At 70.3% G+C, this 14,912-nt stretch carries 17 protein-coding genes; 4 read left to right on the top strand and 13 right to left on the bottom strand.

What is annotated here, in order from left to right:
• Positions 1 to 127: 127 nt before the first annotated feature.
• The 6 genes from atpA to BLQ34_RS01365 form a co-directional block, all read right to left on the bottom strand.
• Positions 128 to 1,765 carry a F0F1 ATP synthase subunit alpha gene (gene atpA, locus BLQ34_RS01390; RefSeq protein ID WP_091780503.1) on the bottom strand — a complete coding sequence of 546 codons (1,638 nt, stop codon included), beginning with the start codon at positions 1,763 to 1,765 and terminating at the stop codon, positions 128 to 130.
• 129 nt (positions 1,766 to 1,894) lie between these two features.
• On the bottom strand, positions 1,895 to 2,707 hold the full coding sequence (locus tag BLQ34_RS01385) for a F0F1 ATP synthase subunit delta (protein WP_091780500.1): 813 nt from the start codon (positions 2,705 to 2,707) through the stop codon (positions 1,895 to 1,897).
• The gene (locus tag BLQ34_RS01380) at positions 2,707 to 3,282 is read right to left on the bottom strand and encodes a F0F1 ATP synthase subunit B (protein WP_091780498.1); all 576 of its coding nucleotides are present in this window, start codon (positions 3,280 to 3,282) and stop codon (positions 2,707 to 2,709) included. The genes BLQ34_RS01385 and BLQ34_RS01380 overlap by 1 nt, the downstream gene beginning before the upstream one ends.
• A 53-nt stretch (positions 3,283 to 3,335) precedes the next feature.
• Positions 3,336 to 3,557 carry an ATP synthase F0 subunit C gene (gene atpE / locus BLQ34_RS01375; protein WP_030527793.1) on the bottom strand — a complete coding sequence of 74 codons (222 nt, stop codon included), beginning with the start codon at positions 3,555 to 3,557 and terminating at the stop codon, positions 3,336 to 3,338.
• A gap of 102 nt (positions 3,558 to 3,659) precedes the next feature.
• Positions 3,660 to 4,487, bottom strand: coding sequence for a F0F1 ATP synthase subunit A (gene atpB / locus BLQ34_RS01370; protein WP_231961388.1), 828 nt, complete (start codon positions 4,485 to 4,487; stop codon positions 3,660 to 3,662).
• 160 nt (positions 4,488 to 4,647) lie between these two features.
• Positions 4,648 to 5,142, bottom strand: coding sequence for a hypothetical protein (locus tag BLQ34_RS01365; protein WP_091780495.1), 495 nt, complete (start codon positions 5,140 to 5,142; stop codon positions 4,648 to 4,650).
• Positions 5,143 to 5,296: 154 nt separating this feature from the next.
• Here BLQ34_RS01365 and BLQ34_RS01360 point away from each other — a divergent pair, with 154 nt between their 5' ends.
• Both BLQ34_RS01360 and BLQ34_RS01355 read left to right on the top strand, forming a co-directional pair.
• Positions 5,297 to 5,722, top strand: coding sequence for a hypothetical protein (locus BLQ34_RS01360; RefSeq protein WP_157692847.1), 426 nt, complete (start codon positions 5,297 to 5,299; stop codon positions 5,720 to 5,722).
• Positions 5,723 to 5,854: 132 nt separating this feature from the next.
• Positions 5,855 to 6,478, top strand: coding sequence for a GNAT family N-acetyltransferase (locus BLQ34_RS01355; RefSeq protein ID WP_091780489.1), 624 nt, complete (start codon positions 5,855 to 5,857; stop codon positions 6,476 to 6,478).
• A gap of 6 nt (positions 6,479 to 6,484) precedes the next feature.
• Here BLQ34_RS01355 and BLQ34_RS01350 read toward each other — a convergent pair whose 3' ends face one another.
• The 5 genes from BLQ34_RS01350 to BLQ34_RS01330 form a co-directional block, all read right to left on the bottom strand.
• The gene (locus BLQ34_RS01350) at positions 6,485 to 7,600 is read right to left on the bottom strand and encodes an MraY family glycosyltransferase (protein WP_091780486.1); all 1,116 of its coding nucleotides are present in this window, start codon (positions 7,598 to 7,600) and stop codon (positions 6,485 to 6,487) included.
• 28 nt (positions 7,601 to 7,628) lie between these two features.
• Positions 7,629 to 8,909: a serine hydroxymethyltransferase gene (locus BLQ34_RS01345; RefSeq protein WP_091780483.1), complete on the bottom strand. Its 1,281-nt coding sequence runs from the start codon at positions 8,907 to 8,909 to the stop codon at positions 7,629 to 7,631.
• Positions 8,899 to 9,651: an L-threonylcarbamoyladenylate synthase gene (locus tag BLQ34_RS01340; RefSeq protein WP_091780480.1), complete on the bottom strand. Its 753-nt coding sequence runs from the start codon at positions 9,649 to 9,651 to the stop codon at positions 8,899 to 8,901. Before BLQ34_RS01340 ends, BLQ34_RS01345 begins: the two co-directional genes overlap by 11 nt.
• Before the next feature lie 108 nt (positions 9,652 to 9,759).
• A complete protein-coding gene (locus tag BLQ34_RS01335) occupies positions 9,760 to 9,999 on the bottom strand; it encodes a hypothetical protein (protein ID WP_091780477.1) in 240 nt (79 codons plus the stop codon).
• Positions 10,000 to 10,025: 26 nt separating this feature from the next.
• Positions 10,026 to 10,922: a class I SAM-dependent methyltransferase gene (locus BLQ34_RS01330; RefSeq protein WP_091789038.1), complete on the bottom strand. Its 897-nt coding sequence runs from the start codon at positions 10,920 to 10,922 to the stop codon at positions 10,026 to 10,028.
• A gap of 231 nt (positions 10,923 to 11,153) precedes the next feature.
• On the opposite strand from BLQ34_RS01330, the gene BLQ34_RS01325 reads away from it, so the two are divergent.
• Positions 11,154 to 11,876 (top strand): winged helix-turn-helix transcriptional regulator, encoded by a 723-nt coding sequence (locus BLQ34_RS01325; RefSeq protein ID WP_091780474.1) that lies wholly within the window; start codon positions 11,154 to 11,156, stop codon positions 11,874 to 11,876.
• Position 11,877: 1 nt separating this feature from the next.
• Positions 11,878 to 12,948 (top strand): class I SAM-dependent methyltransferase, encoded by a 1,071-nt coding sequence (locus BLQ34_RS01320; RefSeq protein ID WP_091780471.1) that lies wholly within the window; start codon positions 11,878 to 11,880, stop codon positions 12,946 to 12,948.
• Between the two features lies 1 nt (position 12,949).
• On the opposite strand, the gene prmC is transcribed toward BLQ34_RS01320, so the two are convergent.
• Both prmC and prfA read right to left on the bottom strand, forming a co-directional pair.
• Positions 12,950 to 13,807, bottom strand: a complete 858-nt coding sequence (gene prmC / locus BLQ34_RS01315; RefSeq protein ID WP_091780468.1) for a peptide chain release factor N(5)-glutamine methyltransferase — start codon at positions 13,805 to 13,807, stop codon at positions 12,950 to 12,952.
• Positions 13,804 to 14,892, bottom strand: coding sequence for a peptide chain release factor 1 (prfA, locus tag BLQ34_RS01310; protein ID WP_091780466.1), 1,089 nt, complete (start codon positions 14,890 to 14,892; stop codon positions 13,804 to 13,806). The genes prmC and prfA overlap by 4 nt, the downstream gene beginning before the upstream one ends.
• Positions 14,893 to 14,912: the final 20 nt, after the last annotated feature.

Raw genomic sequence — 14,912 nt, 5'->3', positions numbered from 1 at the left:
GTTGCCGCCTCTCTCGTTCGTGTCGTGGTTCGTGGTGCCGTGTTCAGGTCCTGCGGTGTGCCGCGTGGTCGCGGCACGTTCGCTGGTGGCGCCGGGTCCCCACCACGGTGGGAACCCGGCACACCGGTCAGCGCTTCTGCTTGACGATCTGCTCCTGCGAGACGTCGTGGTCGAGCGCACCCGGGTCGGCCTCGTGGCCGACGGGGGTGTTCTCGGAGCCGGACGCCTGGAACTGCTCCTTGAACTTGCCCACGGCCTCCTCGAGACCCGAGCGCGTCTCGTCCTCGAACTTCTTGGACTCGCGGATCGCGTCCAGCAGGCCCTTCTTCTCGCGACGCAGGTAGTCGAGGAACTCGGTCTCGAAGCGGGACACGTCCTCGACGGCGACCGAGTCGAGCTGGCCGGTGGTGCCGGTCCAGATCGAGACGACCTGCTCCTCGACCGGGAACGGCGCGGCCTGCTTCTGCTTGAGCAGCTCGACCAGGCGGGCACCCTTGGCGAGCTGGGCGCGGGAGGCCGGGTCGAGGTCGGAGGCGAACATCGCGAAGGCCTCCATCGCGCGGAACTGCGCGAGGTCGAGCTTCAGACGACCGGAGACCTCCTTCATCGCCTTGATCTGCGCGGCGCCACCGACCCGGGAGACGGAGACACCGACGTCGATCGCGGGACGCACGTTGGCGTTGAACAGGTCGGCCTGGAGGTAGATCTGGCCGTCCGTGATCGAGATGACGTTCGTCGGGATGTAGGCGGAGACGTCACCGGCCTTGGTCTCGATGATCGGCAGACCGGTCATCGAGCCCGCGCCCAGGTCGTCGGAGAGCTTCGCGCAGCGCTCGAGCAGACGCGAGTGCAGGTAGAAGACGTCACCCGGGTAGGCCTCGCGGCCCGGCGGGCGGCGCAGCAGCAGCGACACGGCGCGGTAGGCCTCGGCCTGCTTGGACAGGTCGTCGAAGACGATCAGGACGTGCTTGCCCTGGTACATCCAGTGCTGGCCGATGGCCGAGCCGGTGTAGGGGGCGAGGTACTTGAAGCCGGCCGAGTCGGACGCGGGGGCCGCGACGATCGTCGTGTACTCGAGGGCGCCGGCCTCCTCCAGGGTGCCGCGGACGGCCGCGATGGTGGAGCCCTTCTGGCCCATCGCGACGTAGATGCAGCGGACCTGCTGCTCCGGGTCGCCCGAGTCCCAGTTCTGCTTCTGGTTGATGATCGTGTCGACCGCGACCGTGGTCTTGCCGGTCTGGCGGTCGCCGATGATGAGCTGGCGCTGGCCGCGACCGATGGGGGTCATGGCGTCGACGGCCTTGAGGCCGGTCTGCAGCGGCTCGTGCACCGACTTGCGCTGGACCACGGTGGGGGCCTGCAGCTCGAGGGCGCGGCGCTCGGTCGTCTCGATCGCGCCGAGGCCGTCGATCGGCTGGCCGAGCGGGTTGACCACACGGCCGAGGAACGCGTCGCCGACGGGGACCGAGAGGACCTCTCCGGTGCGCTTGACCTCCTGGCCCTCCTCGATCTTGGAGAAGTCACCGAGGATGACGACGCCGATCTCGTGGACGTCGAGGTTGAGCGCGAGGCCCAGCGTGCCGTCCTCGAACTCGAGCAGCTCGTTCGTCATGCACGAGGGCAGGCCCTCGACGTGGGCGATGCCGTCACCGGCGTCGCTGACGCGGCCGACCTCTTCGCGGGAGGCCGTGCCGGGCTCATAGGACTGAACGAAGTTGTCCAGTGCGTCCCGGATCTCCTCCGGACGGATCGAAAGCTCCGTCATGGTGTCTCTTCTCCTCGGTAGCCGGTCCGATGGGTCGAACCGAAGTCTGTGGTGTGGTCCTGCGTCTTCAGTTGTCGTGCGGTGCAGCTGGTGGCGCGTATGCCGTGCGGCGGGGTGCCGGTGGTCGGCTCAGCCGGCGATGTGCCGGCGGGCCTCGTCGAGGCGTCGCAGCACGGTGCCGTCGACGACCTCGTCACCGACCTGCACCCGGATGCCGCCGAGGACCTCTTCCTCGATGACGACCTGGAGCAGGACCGGCTTGCCGTAGATGCCCTGCAGCGCCGCTGACAGCCGCTCGCGCTGCTGGGCGGTGAGCTCGGTCGCCGCCGTGACCACCGCGGTGATCTGCTCGCGACGACGGGCCGCGAGCTGGAGGTACAGCTCGAGCGTGCGCTCGAACTTGCGGCCCCGGGGCGAGGTGACGGCGAGGCTGGCCAGGCGCAGGGTCTCGTCGGTGACCTTGCCCTCGAGCAGCTCCTTGACGACCCCGGCCTTGGCGTCGACGTCGCCCTGGCGGTTCGCGAGGCGGTCGCGCAGCGCCGGGTTGCCGGCGACGATGCGCTCGAACCGGAACAGCTCGTCCTCGACCTGGTCGATGCGGCCGCCCTGCTCGGCACCCGCGAGGATCGACGTGATCGCCAGCTCCTCGAGGGTGTCGGAGAGGTCACGCTCGGTGGACCAGCGCTGCCCGACGACGTTCTTGACGACGACGATCGTCTCGGCCGAGACCTTCCCACCCAGCAGGCCCTCGGCGAGGGCCTGCTTCTCCGTGCTCTCGCGGGACGGGTCGCCGAGGGCGCGGCGCAGCGTGGCCGAGCCGTCGATCACGCCGACGACGGCGAGCAGCTCGTCACCGAGCACCCGGCGGTCGACCCCACCGGCGAGCGCGGCGTCGAGCGCCTTGCCCCCGGCGATCACGGCCGCGCGCGAGGAGCCACGCATCAGGCGCCCTCTCCGACCTTCTCGGGCTGGATCTCCCCGGCCTCGAGCTCGGCGAGGAACCGGTCGACGATGCCCTTCTGACGGGTCTCCTCGTGCAGCGACTCACCCACGATGCGGCTGGCCAGGTCGGTCGACAGGCGACCCACCTCGGAGCGCAGCGAGACGACCGCCTGCTGGCGCTCGGCCTCGATCTGCTTGTGCGCCGCCTCGGTGATGCGGGCCGCCTCGGCCTGCGCGTGACCGCGCATCTCGACGACGATGGCCGCACCCTGCTCGCGAGCCTCCTCGCGGATCCGGGCTGCCTCGGCGCGGGCCTCGGCGAGCTGCGCCTGGTACTGCTCGAGGGCTGCCTGGGCCTGCTGCTGGGCCTCTTCCGCCTGCTGCATGCCGCCCTCGATGGCAGCTGTGCGCTCGGCGTACAGCTTCTCCATGTTGGGGACGACCTTCGTCTTCACCAGCCAGTAGAGGATGGCGAAGGCGATCAGCCCGACGATGATCTCGGCCGGGTGCGGGAGCAGCGGGAAGCCCGAGGGCCACCCCGTCTCCTCGGCGGCGACTACGGATGCGGTGATCACATCGCGTCCTTATCTCTTGAACGATCGGGTGTGCAGAGCAGCGACAAGTCGCGTCAGTTCGGGTTGGTGCCCTGGAAGACGAATGCGAAGACCAGACCGAGGATGGCGAGCGCCTCGGTGATCGCCATGCCGGTGAACGCGATCGTCTGGAGCATGCCGCGAGCCTCGGGCTGACGGGCAACGCCGTTGATGTAGGCGGCGAAGATCAGACCGACACCGATGCCGGGGCCGATAGCAGCGAGGCCGTAGCCCAGGTAGGCGATGGAGCCGTACATATCGTTTTTCCTTTCCATGGCACCGGGACCGCTTCCCGGTGTCGGGGGTGTGGATATTCAGGTGGTGCAGACGAGACCAGGCGCCTCGACGGTCGAGCTGTCTTAGTGGTGCTCGGAAACCGCTTCCGAGATGTAGAGCGCGGCGAGCAGGGTGAAGATGAACGCCTGCAGGAACTCGATCAGCAGCTCGAAGAAGGTCATGCCGACGGCGAAGCCCATCGAGAGGACGCCCGCACCCTTGAGGCCGATGTTGCCGCCGTGCAGCAGGAGGTACTCACCGCCGAGGATGAAGACCAGCAGCATCAGGTGGCCGGCCAGCATGTTGCCCATGAGTCGCAGGGCGAGGGTGAGCGGCCGGATGACGAAGTAGGTCAGGAACTCGAGGAAGAACATGATCGGCTTCAGCCAGCCGGGGAGGCCGGGCGGGATGAGCGAGCCCAGGTACTTGACGATGCCGTGCTTCCGCCGGATGCCGACCGCGTGGTAGGTGAGGTAGACGATCACCGTCAGCACGAGCGGGAAGCCCAGCCGGCTGAAGGTCGGGTACTGGACGAACGGGATGATCCCGAAGACGTTGTTGACCAGGATCAGCGTGAAGAGTGTGAACAGCAGCGGCAGGAACTGCAGGAAGTCCTTGCTGCCGATGATGTCGCGGCCCAGCGTGTTGCGCACGAAGTTGTAGGTGCCCTCGACGAGGAACTGTCGCTTGGTCGGGACGATCGAGAGCTTGCCGGTGGCGCCGACGAAGAACCACGCGATCAGGGCCACCGAGAGCAGCACCGCCAGCGCCGGCCGCGTGAACGCGAAGTTGCTGTCACCGCCGATGAGCGGCCACCAGAAGTTGCCCGTCCCCGGCGTCTCGAAGCCGCTCTCGCCGCCGGAGGCCACGATCGTCGTGACCAGGTCCGCAGACACCATGTTGGGGCTCACTGCCTCTCCTCGAATGAACTGTGCAACGACCCGTTCACCGCGGGGACTTCACGGTCGGTGCGGGACAACCGGGAGCAACGCTTGCTCGACGCTTCCTCGGCGCAGAACGACACGTACGCTACCCGACTCCACGGCATCGGGGCGACGCGGGACCAGGCGGTCACGACGACTCCCCTGACACACCGGTCTGGGACTCGTCGGGAGTCCCGGCACCGGGGCTCCGGGGGGCCTGCGCCGGGGGGTCGTAGACGGGGACGCGAGCCCGGCGCCAGGCTCGAACCTGACCGACCTGCCAGGCCAGGACGGCCACCAGCATCGCCACGCCGGCTGCCCAGATGTCGAGCGACTCGACCTTGCCCGCGACGATGAGGACGCCCAGCAGCAGGAGCACCTGGGCAAAGTAGATCGCCATCCCGACAGCCATGAACAGCATGGGGTCACGGTCGCGGACGAGCTTGTCCATGAGGAGCAGCCCGGAGGCGAAGAAGACCACCGCGATGGCGACGCCCACGAGGCCGGAAACGCCACCGGCCACGCCACGGAAGAGGCCGAGGACCAGAGCTGCGAGACCCCCTGCGACCACCGTGGGGACCAATGCGCCGCGGAGCGTCGCACTGAACGGGTAGGACCCCGTCTGGGCGCTCTGCTGGGTCATCGTTGGCCGCCTTGTTCGTCGGGGCTGGACTGCCTGGCGAAGGGTTGGTCACGCCCCTCTGTGGGCGCTTGTGAAAGGTATCACAAGCGCTTTGGCGCCCGCCACCGGAGGGGTCGCGCCGCTCTCCTGACGGAGAACCGTCATGAAGAAGTCCATGTCAGTGGCCGTGACCTGTTTGGCGATGGCGGGGGTCGCCGCGTCAACCGGCACTGCCGCTCAGGCCTCGACACCGGCCGTCGTCCCGACGGCCACCAGCGCAGTCGTCTACCACTCGTGGAGCCACTCAGCCTCGGGTGTGGCCATCACGGGAGGGCGCTGGTGGTACGCCAACGGCAGGCTGGAGGTGGATGGCACTGTAGCCGACACGGGGGGAGACGGGCGGTCCGCGTTCCTGCAGCTTCACTTCGTCAAGGACTGCTGCTCGAACAAGATCAAGAACTCCAAGGGAGTAGGCACCACCCTCTACTTCCACAAGGCTGCCTCTGCCACCGGCACCATGCAGTTCCGCACCAAGGTGGGGACGGAAAGCACGTTCTACTACAGCGCGACTGACTGGGTGTACCGCACCACGTTCCAGTGAGCAATGTGCCGGGCACGGCGTGCGTCGTGCCCGGCACCTCCGCTGGTCGACCGCCGATCACAGCAGGGCAGCGGCGGTGGCGGGTGAAATGACGGGGCAGAGGGCTGAAGGCAGGGTCGATAGCCTGCCGCCATGCCAGCCACTCCCCCGACCGGCGAGCCGCTGCGCGGACGCTTCGTCCGGCTCGACGTGATGACCATCGACGACGCCCCGGGGCTGCACGCGGTCTACACCGACCCTGACGTCTACACCCAGGGCTTCATCATGCGGCCGCCACCAGCGGACCTCGCCGCCACCCGCGCCAACACCGAGGACAACATCGCGGCGGGCGCGCGGGGCCGCACGGCATACACGGTGCGACTCACTGGCGAGGGAGGCCTCGGCGAGGCGGGCACGGTGGTTGGCACCTCGTCGCTCGGCGACGTCGACCTCGAGAACGAGCGGATCCACCTCGGCTGGACGATGTACGGCTCGCGGTGGTGGGGCACGCAGGTCAACCCCGAGTGCAAGCTGCTGCTGCTGGGGCACGCCTTCGACTGTGGCTTCGGGCGCGTGAAGATCCAGACCGACGCGGTGAACCAGCGCTCGCAGGCGGCTATCGCCAAGCTCGGCGCGACCCGCGAGGGTGTGCTGCGCCGGCACACCCGCCGGGCCGACGGCACGTTCCGCGACTCGGTGGTGTTCAGCGTGCTCCGCGACGAGTGGCCGCAGGTCCGCGCCGGGCTGCGCGAGCGCCTCGGCCTCGAGGACGGCTGATCGGCGTCAGTGCGAGCGCGGCCGGTGCCCCGGCACCGACCAGCGCGGCAGCCAGAGGGTGAGCACGCCGGTGACGACCACGGCCCCCAGCACGCCCGCGCCGGCGACCCTGGCGTCGTCGACGAAGATGAAGCTCACCGAGCCCAGGGCCGCCACGGCCGCCCAGAGCCAGAGCAGGATCACCGCCCGCCGGTGGCCGTGTCCGAGCTGGAGCATGCGGTGGTGCAGGTGCTGCTTGTCGGGGTGCCAGGGGCGTTCCCCTCGCGCGGTGCGCCGCACCACGGCCAGGAGGATGTCGACCAGCGGCAGCAGGATGATCGCCGCCGGCACCACGAGCGGCAGCAGCGTCGCCGCCACCGGGTTGGTGCTCACCTGGGCGGGCGTGACGTTGCCGGTCGTCGAGATCGTGGCCGCCGCGAGCAGCAGCCCGAGCAGCAGGGCGCCCGAGTCGCCCATGAAGAGCCGGGCTGGGTGGTAGTTGTGCGGCAGAAAGCCGACACAGCACCCGATCAGCGCGGCCGAGATGAGCGTCGCCGACGAGAACACGTTCGGCGGGTCGAAGGTGCGCGAGATCCCGTAGCTGTAGATGAAGAAGGCGGTGCCGGCGATCACGACGACCCCGGCCGCCAGCCCGTCGAGCCCGTCGATGAAGTTCACCGCATTCGTGAAGAGCACCACCGCGAACACCGTCAGCCCGACCATGAACGGCTGCGGCAGGACCGTCACCCCGCCGATCGGGAGCTGGTAGAGCAGCACCCCGCTGAACGCCATGATGCCGGCGGCGATCATCTGGCCACCCATCTTGGTCAGCCAGTCCATCTCGCGGATGTCGTCGATCGCCCCGATCAGGCAGACGATGCCGGCCCCGACGAGCACCCCCTGCAGCTCCGGACCCAGCCGGAACACCTGCCCGAGGTACGGCAGGTGGCTGGCCGCGATCATCGACGCGGCGAACCCCAGGTAGATCGCCACTCCCCCGAGCCGAGGGATCGGTGTCGAGTGCACGTCACGGTCGCGCACCGGGGTGAACGCGCCCGTGCGCACCGCGATGGCACGCATCAGCGGCGTCGCTGCATACGTGATCACCGCGGCGACCATCAGGACGAGGAGGTACTCGCGCACTCAGGGCGCCTCTCGGGTGGGTCGGGACTCAGCCCCGAGAGTATGCCGGGAAGCGGGTCACGAGGTCGGTGACCCCCGCGCGGACCTCCTTGGAGACCGCGTGGTCGGGGTCGGCGTCGCCCTGGGTGACGGCCTTCGCGATCAGCTCGGCGATCTCGCGCATCTCGTCGGTGCCCATGCCCTGGGTAGTGACGCAGGGGGTGCCGACACGGATGCCGCTGGCGATGTTCGGCTTCTGGGGGTCGAACGGGATGGCGTTCTTGTTGAGGACGATCCCGGCCGCGTCGGAGCGCGCCTCGGCGTCGGCGCCGGTCACGCCGACGCCCTGCAGGTCGTGCAGCGACAGGTGGGTGTCGGTGCCACCGGTAGTGGGTCGGATCCCCTTCTCCCCCAACGCCGTGGCCAGCACGGAGGCGTTCTCGACCACCCGCTTGGCGTAGTCCTGGTAGTCCGGGGTCGCGCACTCCTTGAAGTTCACGGCCTTGGCCGCGATGGTGTGCATCTGTGGGCCGCCCTGCATCATCGGGAAGACCGCCTTGTCGAGCTTCGCGGCGTGCTCCTCCTTGCAGACCAGCGCACCCGAGCGCGGTCCGCGCAGCACCTTGTGGGTCGTGAAGGTGACGACGTCGGCGTGTGGCACCGGGCTCGGAATCGCCTTGCCTGCGACGAGTCCGATGAAGTGCGCCGCGTCGACCCAGAAGATCGCGCCGATCTCGTCGGCCAGCTTGCGGAAGAACTCGAAGTCGATGAGCCGCGGGATCGCCGAGCCGCCGGCGAGGATCACCTTCGGCTGGTGCTCCTTGGCGAGCCGCTCGACCTCCGCGTAGTCGATGTCCTCGGTCTGCTTGTCGACGCCGTAGTGGACGGCGTTGAACCACTTGCCCGAGAAGGAGACCTTGGTGCCGTGGGTGAGGTGGCCGCCCATCGGCAGGGCCATCGCGAGGATGGTGTCGCCGGGCTGCATGAAGGCGCCGTAGACGGCCTGGTTGGCGCTGGCGCCCGAGTGCGGCTGCACGTTCGCGTGGTCGGCGTCGAAGAGGGCCTTGCACCGGTCGATGGCCAGCGTCTCGGCCTTGTCGACCTCGGAGCAGCCGCCGTAGTAGCGACGGCCCGGGTAGCCCTCGGCGTACTTGTTGGACAGCGTCGAGCCGAGGGCGGTGAGCACCTCGGGGCTGGACATGTTCTCGGAGGCGATCAGCTGAAGGCCCCCGCGGATGCGGTCGAGCTCGGACACGAGCACCCCCGCGATCTCGGGGTCGAAGGACTCGAGGGCGCCGAAGTCGGAGCCGTAGAAGGTGTCAGCGCTCATGCGGTTCTCCTGGGAGGGTGCTGTCGGTGCCGTGGGTGTCGGTGTCCTGGTCCGCCGGCAACTCTATTGCCTGCGTCTCGTCACCCTCGTGGGACTCGGAGTCTGGCTCGGTGCGCTCGAGGACGGCGCGGATCTGCTCCTCGGTGATGGCCCCCGCCCGGAGCACCACGAACTCCTCGCCCGTGCAGTCGAGGATGGTCGAGACCTCGGTGCTGGTGGTCGGGCCCCCGTCGAGGTAGACGGTCACGGCGGCGCCCAGCTGGGCGGCGGCGTCGGTGGCCGTGGTGGCCGGCGGGTGGCCGGTGAGGTTGGCGCTGGTCACGGCCATCGGGCCGACCTCGGTCAGCACGGCGAGCGCGATGTCGTCCTGGGGCATCCGAAGGGCCACCGTCCCGTTGGTCTCACCCAGGTCCCACATCAGCGACGACTGCGCCTTGAAGACGAGGGTGAGCGGGCCCGGCCAGAACTCCTCGATCAGGTCGCGCGCCCACGCCGGCACGTCGGTGGCCAGGCCGTCGACCGTGCGCACGCTGGGCACCAGCACCGGCGGCGGCATCTCGCGGCCGCGCCCCTTGGCGGCGAGCACCGAGGCCACCGCCTCGGCCGAGAACGCGTCGGCGCCCACGCCGTACACGGTGTCGGTGGGCAGGACCACGACCTCGCCGGCGCGGACCGCCTCGACCGCCCTGGCGACCCCCTCGCGGCGACCCTCGTCGGTGCTGCAGTCGTAGACCGGGCTCATGGTGGCCAGCCTAGGACCACCGCCCCCGACCCCCTCACCCGAGTCTTTGATGGATCCGACGGACCAGGACCGTCGGACCGCTCAACGACTCGGGTGAGGGGAAGCGGGTCAGGCCTCGGCGGGGGCGGACCGTGCCTGGGTACGGAAGTTGCGCAGGCAGATCCCCACCGTCAGGAAGCAGTTCGCCACTGCCACCCACTGCTCCCCGGACCAGAGGGTGGGGAACCAGAGCCCGCAGGAGGCGATGCACAGCAGCCAGCCACTGCGCCGCCTGGCCGCCAGCCAGGTGCCCAGCAGACCGAGCGCGATGGCGACCGCGCCCAGGGCCTGGAAGGTGACCATCAACATGACTTCTCCTTTCGTCTCCGCGCGCCTCAGCGCAGGGAGATCACCGTCTCGAGGTAGGTCGACGGGATGCTGATGCTGCCGCCGTCCTGGTTGCGGTCGAAGGTGCGGGCCAGGTCCGCCAGGTCGGCGGCGAGCGCCGCCTGACCCGCCGGCTCGAGCGCCTCGAAGGCCTTGAGCGTGGGGCCGTACCAGCGACGGAAGAAGGTCACGAACTCGTCCGGGGTGGTGAACCGGAAGACGCACTCGCGCTCCTGGGAGGCGATGGTGTCGACCGCGGAGCCGAACAGCTCCACGAGGTGCTCCTCGGTGCCCCATAGCAGTGGGGAGGCCACCCCGGCCGGTGCCGGGACGTGCGAGGTGATCACCCGGAACAGCTGTCCGATGAAGCCGGACGGCGTCCAGGAGACGAGGCCCACGGTGCCCCCGGGACGCGCCACCCGCACGATCTCGTCGGCGGTGCGCTGGTGGTCGGGAGCGAACATCGTCCCGAAGACGCTGAGGACGGCGTCGACCGAGTCGTCGGCGAGCGGCAGGGCCTCGGCGTCGCCCTCCCGGAACTCGACGTCGAGGCCCTCGGCGAGCGCCCGGCCGCGGCCGTCCTCGAGGAGGGCCGGCACGTAGTCGACACCGATGGCGTGCGTGCCGGACCGCGCGGCGGCGAGCGTCGCGTTGCCGTTGCCGCAGGCCACGTCGACGACGGTCCACCCGGCGCGGAGGTCGGCGCGCTCGGCGAGCTGCTCGCTGGCCAGGACGATCCGCGACGCGACCACGGAGAAGTCGCCGCTGGACCAGGTCTTCTGCTGCTTCGCCTTCACGGCAGCGAGGTCGACCACGGTCGCGGAGGTCGAAGCAGAGGTCGAGGCAGAGCTCGAAGTAGAGGTCGAAGTAGAGGTGCTGGGGGTGCTGGTGATGGTGCTGGACATCTGGTGGTGCTCCTTCGTCGTGCGACGGCACTGTGCCGCCTGCTGCACCGAGGATGCGGGCACCTGCAGGTCCCGAACGAGTGGCGATGTCGTACCACTGCAACGATTCCCGGATCCCCGGCGGAGCCACCCGAACCGGGGCAACCCCGACACCGGGAGGGCGCACGCCGCACAGCGACGGGTACAGGTTTCGTACTACCCCCACGCGGCGGAGCGGTGCACCATGGAGCAATGAGCGAACGGGGCGGTGACTACTGCCCGATCTCGATGGCGGTCGACGTGCTCGGCGACCGCTGGACGCCCCTGGTGATCAGGGAGCTGATGGTCGGGGCGACTGGCTTCAACGAGATCCACCGCGGCATCCCCCGGGTCAGCCGCACCCTGCTGTCGCAGCGGCTGCGACAGCTCGAGCGGCTCGGTCTGGTCGAGCGCGAGGTCAGCGGCCGCGGGCGGGCCGGTGCCTACCTGCTCACCGAGTCGGGCCTGGCCCTGACTCCGGTCGTCTGGGCGATGGGTCACTGGGCGGCCGAGTGGGTGTTCGGCGACCCCAGCGAGGCCGACTGCGACGGGCTGTCGCTGATCTGGCGCCTGCACCAGCACGCCATACCCACCAAGCTCCCGCCCCAGCGCACGATCGTGCACGTGGTGACCACCGGGCACGGGGCAGCCGAGGGCTGGCTCGAGCTGAGCCGGTCCGGGGCGACGGTCTGCAAGGACGACCAGGGGCACGACGTCGACCTGGCCGTCGAGGCCGACACCGCGCAGCTGCACCGCTGGCTGCTCGGGCGGACCTCGTTCCCCGACCTGGTGCGTCGGGGCGACGCGCGGGTCCTCGGGCCGAGCAGGCTCGGTCGCGCCTTCCACACCTGGTTCGACATGAGCTACTTCGTCGAGGACTTCCGCCGCGCCGAACGCCGCCAGCGGGAGCTCGTCACGGCCGTGCAGGCCGGTTGACGTGCCCGAGCCGACCACCGACGAGCTCGCCGAGCGGATCTTCGGCGCCCTGCTCGGCACCGTCGACATCCTCTCGATCTTCCTGGGCGACCGGCTCGGCTGGTATCGCAGCCTCGTGACGGACGGTCCCGCGACCGCTCCCCAGCTGGCCGAGCGGACCGCCACCCACCCGCGCTATGCCCGGGAGTGGTTGGAGCAGCAGGCGGTGACCGGCTTCCTCCGGCTCGACCACCCGGCCGACGACCCTGACTCGCGCGTCTACGCCATCCCCGCGGCGACGGCCGAGGTGATGACCGACCAGTCGAGCCTCAGCTACCTCGCGCCGTTCGGCCGCATGTTCGCCGCTGTCGGCCCCCAGCTCCCCCAGCTGCTCGAGGCCTACCGCACCGGTGGAGGGGTCAGCTGGGACCAGCTCGGCACCGATGCCCGTGAGTCCCAGGCCGACGGCAACCGGCCCTGGTACCAGCACCGGCTCGCCGACGCGCTCGCCGGAGTCCCCCGAGTGCACGAGGCGCTGTCCGTGCCGGGTGCGGTCCTGGCCGACATCGGCTGCGGCGGTGGCTGGTCGAGCATCGCGCTCGCCCGGGCCTACCCCGAGGCACGGGTCGAGGGCTTCGACATCGACGCACCATCCGTCGCGATGGCCACCACCAACGCCGAGCGCGAAGGTGTCGCCGACCGCGTCGGCTTCACCGCCGGCGACGCAGCCGGTATGCCGCCCGGCCGGTTCGCTGCCGCGTTCGCCTTCGAGTGCGTGCACGACATGCCCCGGCCGGTCGAGGTGCTGGCCGCAGCCCGGGCCTCCTTGGCCCCGGGAGGCTTCGTGGTGGTGATGGACGAGGCCGTCGCCGACGAGTTCGCGCCGGACGGTGACGAGCTCGAGCGGGTGATGTACGGCTTCAGCCTGCTGGTCTGCCTGCCCGACGGCCTGTCGGCTCCGGGGAGTGTCGGGACCGGCACCGTGATGCGGCCCGCGACCCTGCGTCGCTACGCGCAGGAAGCCGGCTTCGCCGGTTTCGAGGTGCTGCCCATCGAGGACTTCGGCTTCTGGCGGTTCTACCTGTTGAGCTGACTCAGGCGCGGCGGGCGGTGGTGGCGCGCGGGCGTCCGGTCAGGTCGTCGTGGTCGGCCACGTCGGCCCAGACCCCCGTGCGCTCCAGGGCCCGGGGCAGGCTCACGCCCTGGCTGTCGGCGTGCTCCATGACGAGGAGACCACCCGGCCGCAGGAGGGATGCCGCCCGAGCGGCCACGGCCAGGGGGATGGCGAGGCCGTCCTCGCTGCCGCCGTACAGCGCCAGCTCGGGGTCGTGGTCGCGCACCTCCGGGTCCAGCGGCACCATCCCCAGCGGGATGTAGGGAGGGTTGCTCACCACCACGTCGACCGAGCCCTCGAGCTCGGGGAACGCGTCCGTGGCGTCGCCTTCGCGCAGCTCGACGCCCAACCCGGTCGCGGCGACGTTGCGCGCCGCCCAGGCATGGGCCTCGCGACCCAGCTCCACCGCATGCACGGTCGCGGCAGGCACCTCGTCGGCGACGGCGAGGGCGATGGCACCCGAGCCGGTGCACAGGTCCACGACGACCGGCGCGTCCAGCAGGGCTGCTGCCTCGATCGCGAGCCCGGCGACGAACTCCGTCTCGGGCCGTGGCACGAACACCCCCGGCCCGACCGCGAGCTCCAGGTGTCGGAAGGCGGCTCGGCCGGTCAGGTGCTGCAACGGGATCCGCGAGCGGCGCTCGGCGACCAGGCCGGCATACCGGTCCAGGAAGCCGGCGTCCGCCTCGTCGAGCATCACCATCCGTCGCCGGACGTCGGCGACGTCGCTGCCGAGGACGAAGGCGGCCAGGGCCAGGGCATCCGCCTCGGGCGACGGCACTCCATCGTCGGCGAGGGCGGCCGTCGCCCTGACCACCTCACGACGGAACGTCGTCACCGCGCGTCGGGTCCTTCGGCGACGGCAGCCATCCGAGCTGCCTCGTCGGCGTCGACGGCGGACTGCACGATCGGGTCGAGGTCGCCGTCGAGGACCGCGTCGAGGTTGTAGGCCTTGTAGCCGGTGCGGTGGTCGGAGATGCGGTTCTCCGGGAAGTTGTAGGTGCGGATCCGCTCACTGCGGTCGACGGTGCGGATCTGGCTGCGCCGGGCAGCGCTGGCCTCGGCGTCGGCGGCGTCCTGGGCGAGCTGGTGCAGCCGGGCGCGCAGCACACGCATCGCCGACTCCTTGTTCTGGAGCTGGCTCTTCTCGTTCTGGCACGACACCACGACGCCGGTGGGCAGGTGGGTGATGCGCACGGCCGAGTCGGTGGTGTTGACCGACTGCCCGCCCGGCCCGGAGCTGCGGTAGACGTCGATCTTGAGGTCGTTGGGGTCGATGGTGATCTCGACCTCTTCGGCCTCGGGCATGACCAGCACCCCGGCCGCGGAGGTGTGGATCCGTCCCTGCGACTCCGTGACGGGCACCCGCTGCACGCGGTGCACCCCGCCCTCGTACTTGAGTCGCGCCCAGGGAGCCTCCCCCGGCCCGGGCGTGCCCTTGGCCTTCACGGCCACCTGGACGTCCTTGTAGCCACCGAGGTCGGACTCGGTCGCGTCGATCACCTCGGTCTTCCAGCCCCGCCGCTCGGCATGGCGCAGGTACATCCGGAGCAGGTCGCCGGCGAACAGCGCCGACTCCTCGCCGCCCTCACCCGCCTTGACCTCGAGGATCACGTCGCGGTCGTCGTCGGGGTCGCGCGGCACGAGCAGCCGCCGCAGGGTGTCCTCGGTCTCCGCGAGCCGCGCCTCCAGCGACGGCACCTCCGCCGCGAAGCCCTCGTCCTCCGTGGCCAGCTCGCGGGCAGCTGCCAGGTCGTCGGTCGCCGCGTGCCACGCGTGGTATGCCGCGACGGTCGGTGCCAGCGCGGCATACCGCTTGTTGAGGGTGCGCACGAGGTCCTGGTCGGCGAACACCGCGGGGTCGGCCAGCTGCTGCTCGAGGTCGTGGTGCTCCTGGACCAGCGCGGCGGCGGACTCCAACATGACGGCTCCTCGGGACACGG

It is taken from the genome of Pedococcus dokdonensis (genome assembly GCF_900104525.1).
In the GTDB taxonomy this organism is placed as follows: domain Bacteria; phylum Actinomycetota; class Actinomycetes; order Actinomycetales; family Dermatophilaceae; genus Pedococcus; species Pedococcus dokdonensis.
Note: the sequence above shows the minus strand (reverse complement) of the source record. Positions and strands in the feature narration are given on the sequence as shown.

Bases quoted from the DNA above. Each gene is read 5' to 3' on its own strand.
- atpA (WP_091780503.1), bottom strand. From the start codon at position 1,765: ATGACGGAGCTTTCGATCCGTCCGGAGGAGATCCGGGACGCACTGGAC.
- BLQ34_RS01385 (WP_091780500.1), bottom strand. From the start codon at position 2,707: ATGCGTGGCTCCTCGCGCGCGGCCGTGATCGCCGGGGGCAAGGCGCTC.
- atpE (WP_030527793.1), bottom strand. From the start codon at position 3,557: ATGTACGGCTCCATCGCCTACCTGGGCTACGGCCTCGCTGCTATCGGC.
- BLQ34_RS01365 (WP_091780495.1), bottom strand. From the start codon at position 5,142: ATGACCCAGCAGAGCGCCCAGACGGGGTCCTACCCGTTCAGTGCGACG.
- BLQ34_RS01360 (WP_157692847.1), top strand. From the start codon at position 5,297: ATGTCAGTGGCCGTGACCTGTTTGGCGATGGCGGGGGTCGCCGCGTCA.
- BLQ34_RS01355 (WP_091780489.1), top strand. From the start codon at position 5,855: ATGCCAGCCACTCCCCCGACCGGCGAGCCGCTGCGCGGACGCTTCGTC.
- BLQ34_RS01345 (WP_091780483.1), bottom strand. From the start codon at position 8,909: ATGAGCGCTGACACCTTCTACGGCTCCGACTTCGGCGCCCTCGAGTCC.
- BLQ34_RS01340 (WP_091780480.1), bottom strand. From the start codon at position 9,651: ATGAGCCCGGTCTACGACTGCAGCACCGACGAGGGTCGCCGCGAGGGG.
- BLQ34_RS01335 (WP_091780477.1), bottom strand. From the start codon at position 9,999: ATGTTGATGGTCACCTTCCAGGCCCTGGGCGCGGTCGCCATCGCGCTC.
- BLQ34_RS01330 (WP_091789038.1), bottom strand. From the start codon at position 10,922: ATGTCCAGCACCATCACCAGCACCCCCAGCACCTCTACTTCGACCTCT.
- BLQ34_RS01325 (WP_091780474.1), top strand. From the start codon at position 11,154: ATGAGCGAACGGGGCGGTGACTACTGCCCGATCTCGATGGCGGTCGAC.
- prfA (WP_091780466.1), bottom strand. From the start codon at position 14,892: ATGTTGGAGTCCGCCGCCGCGCTGGTCCAGGAGCACCACGACCTCGAG.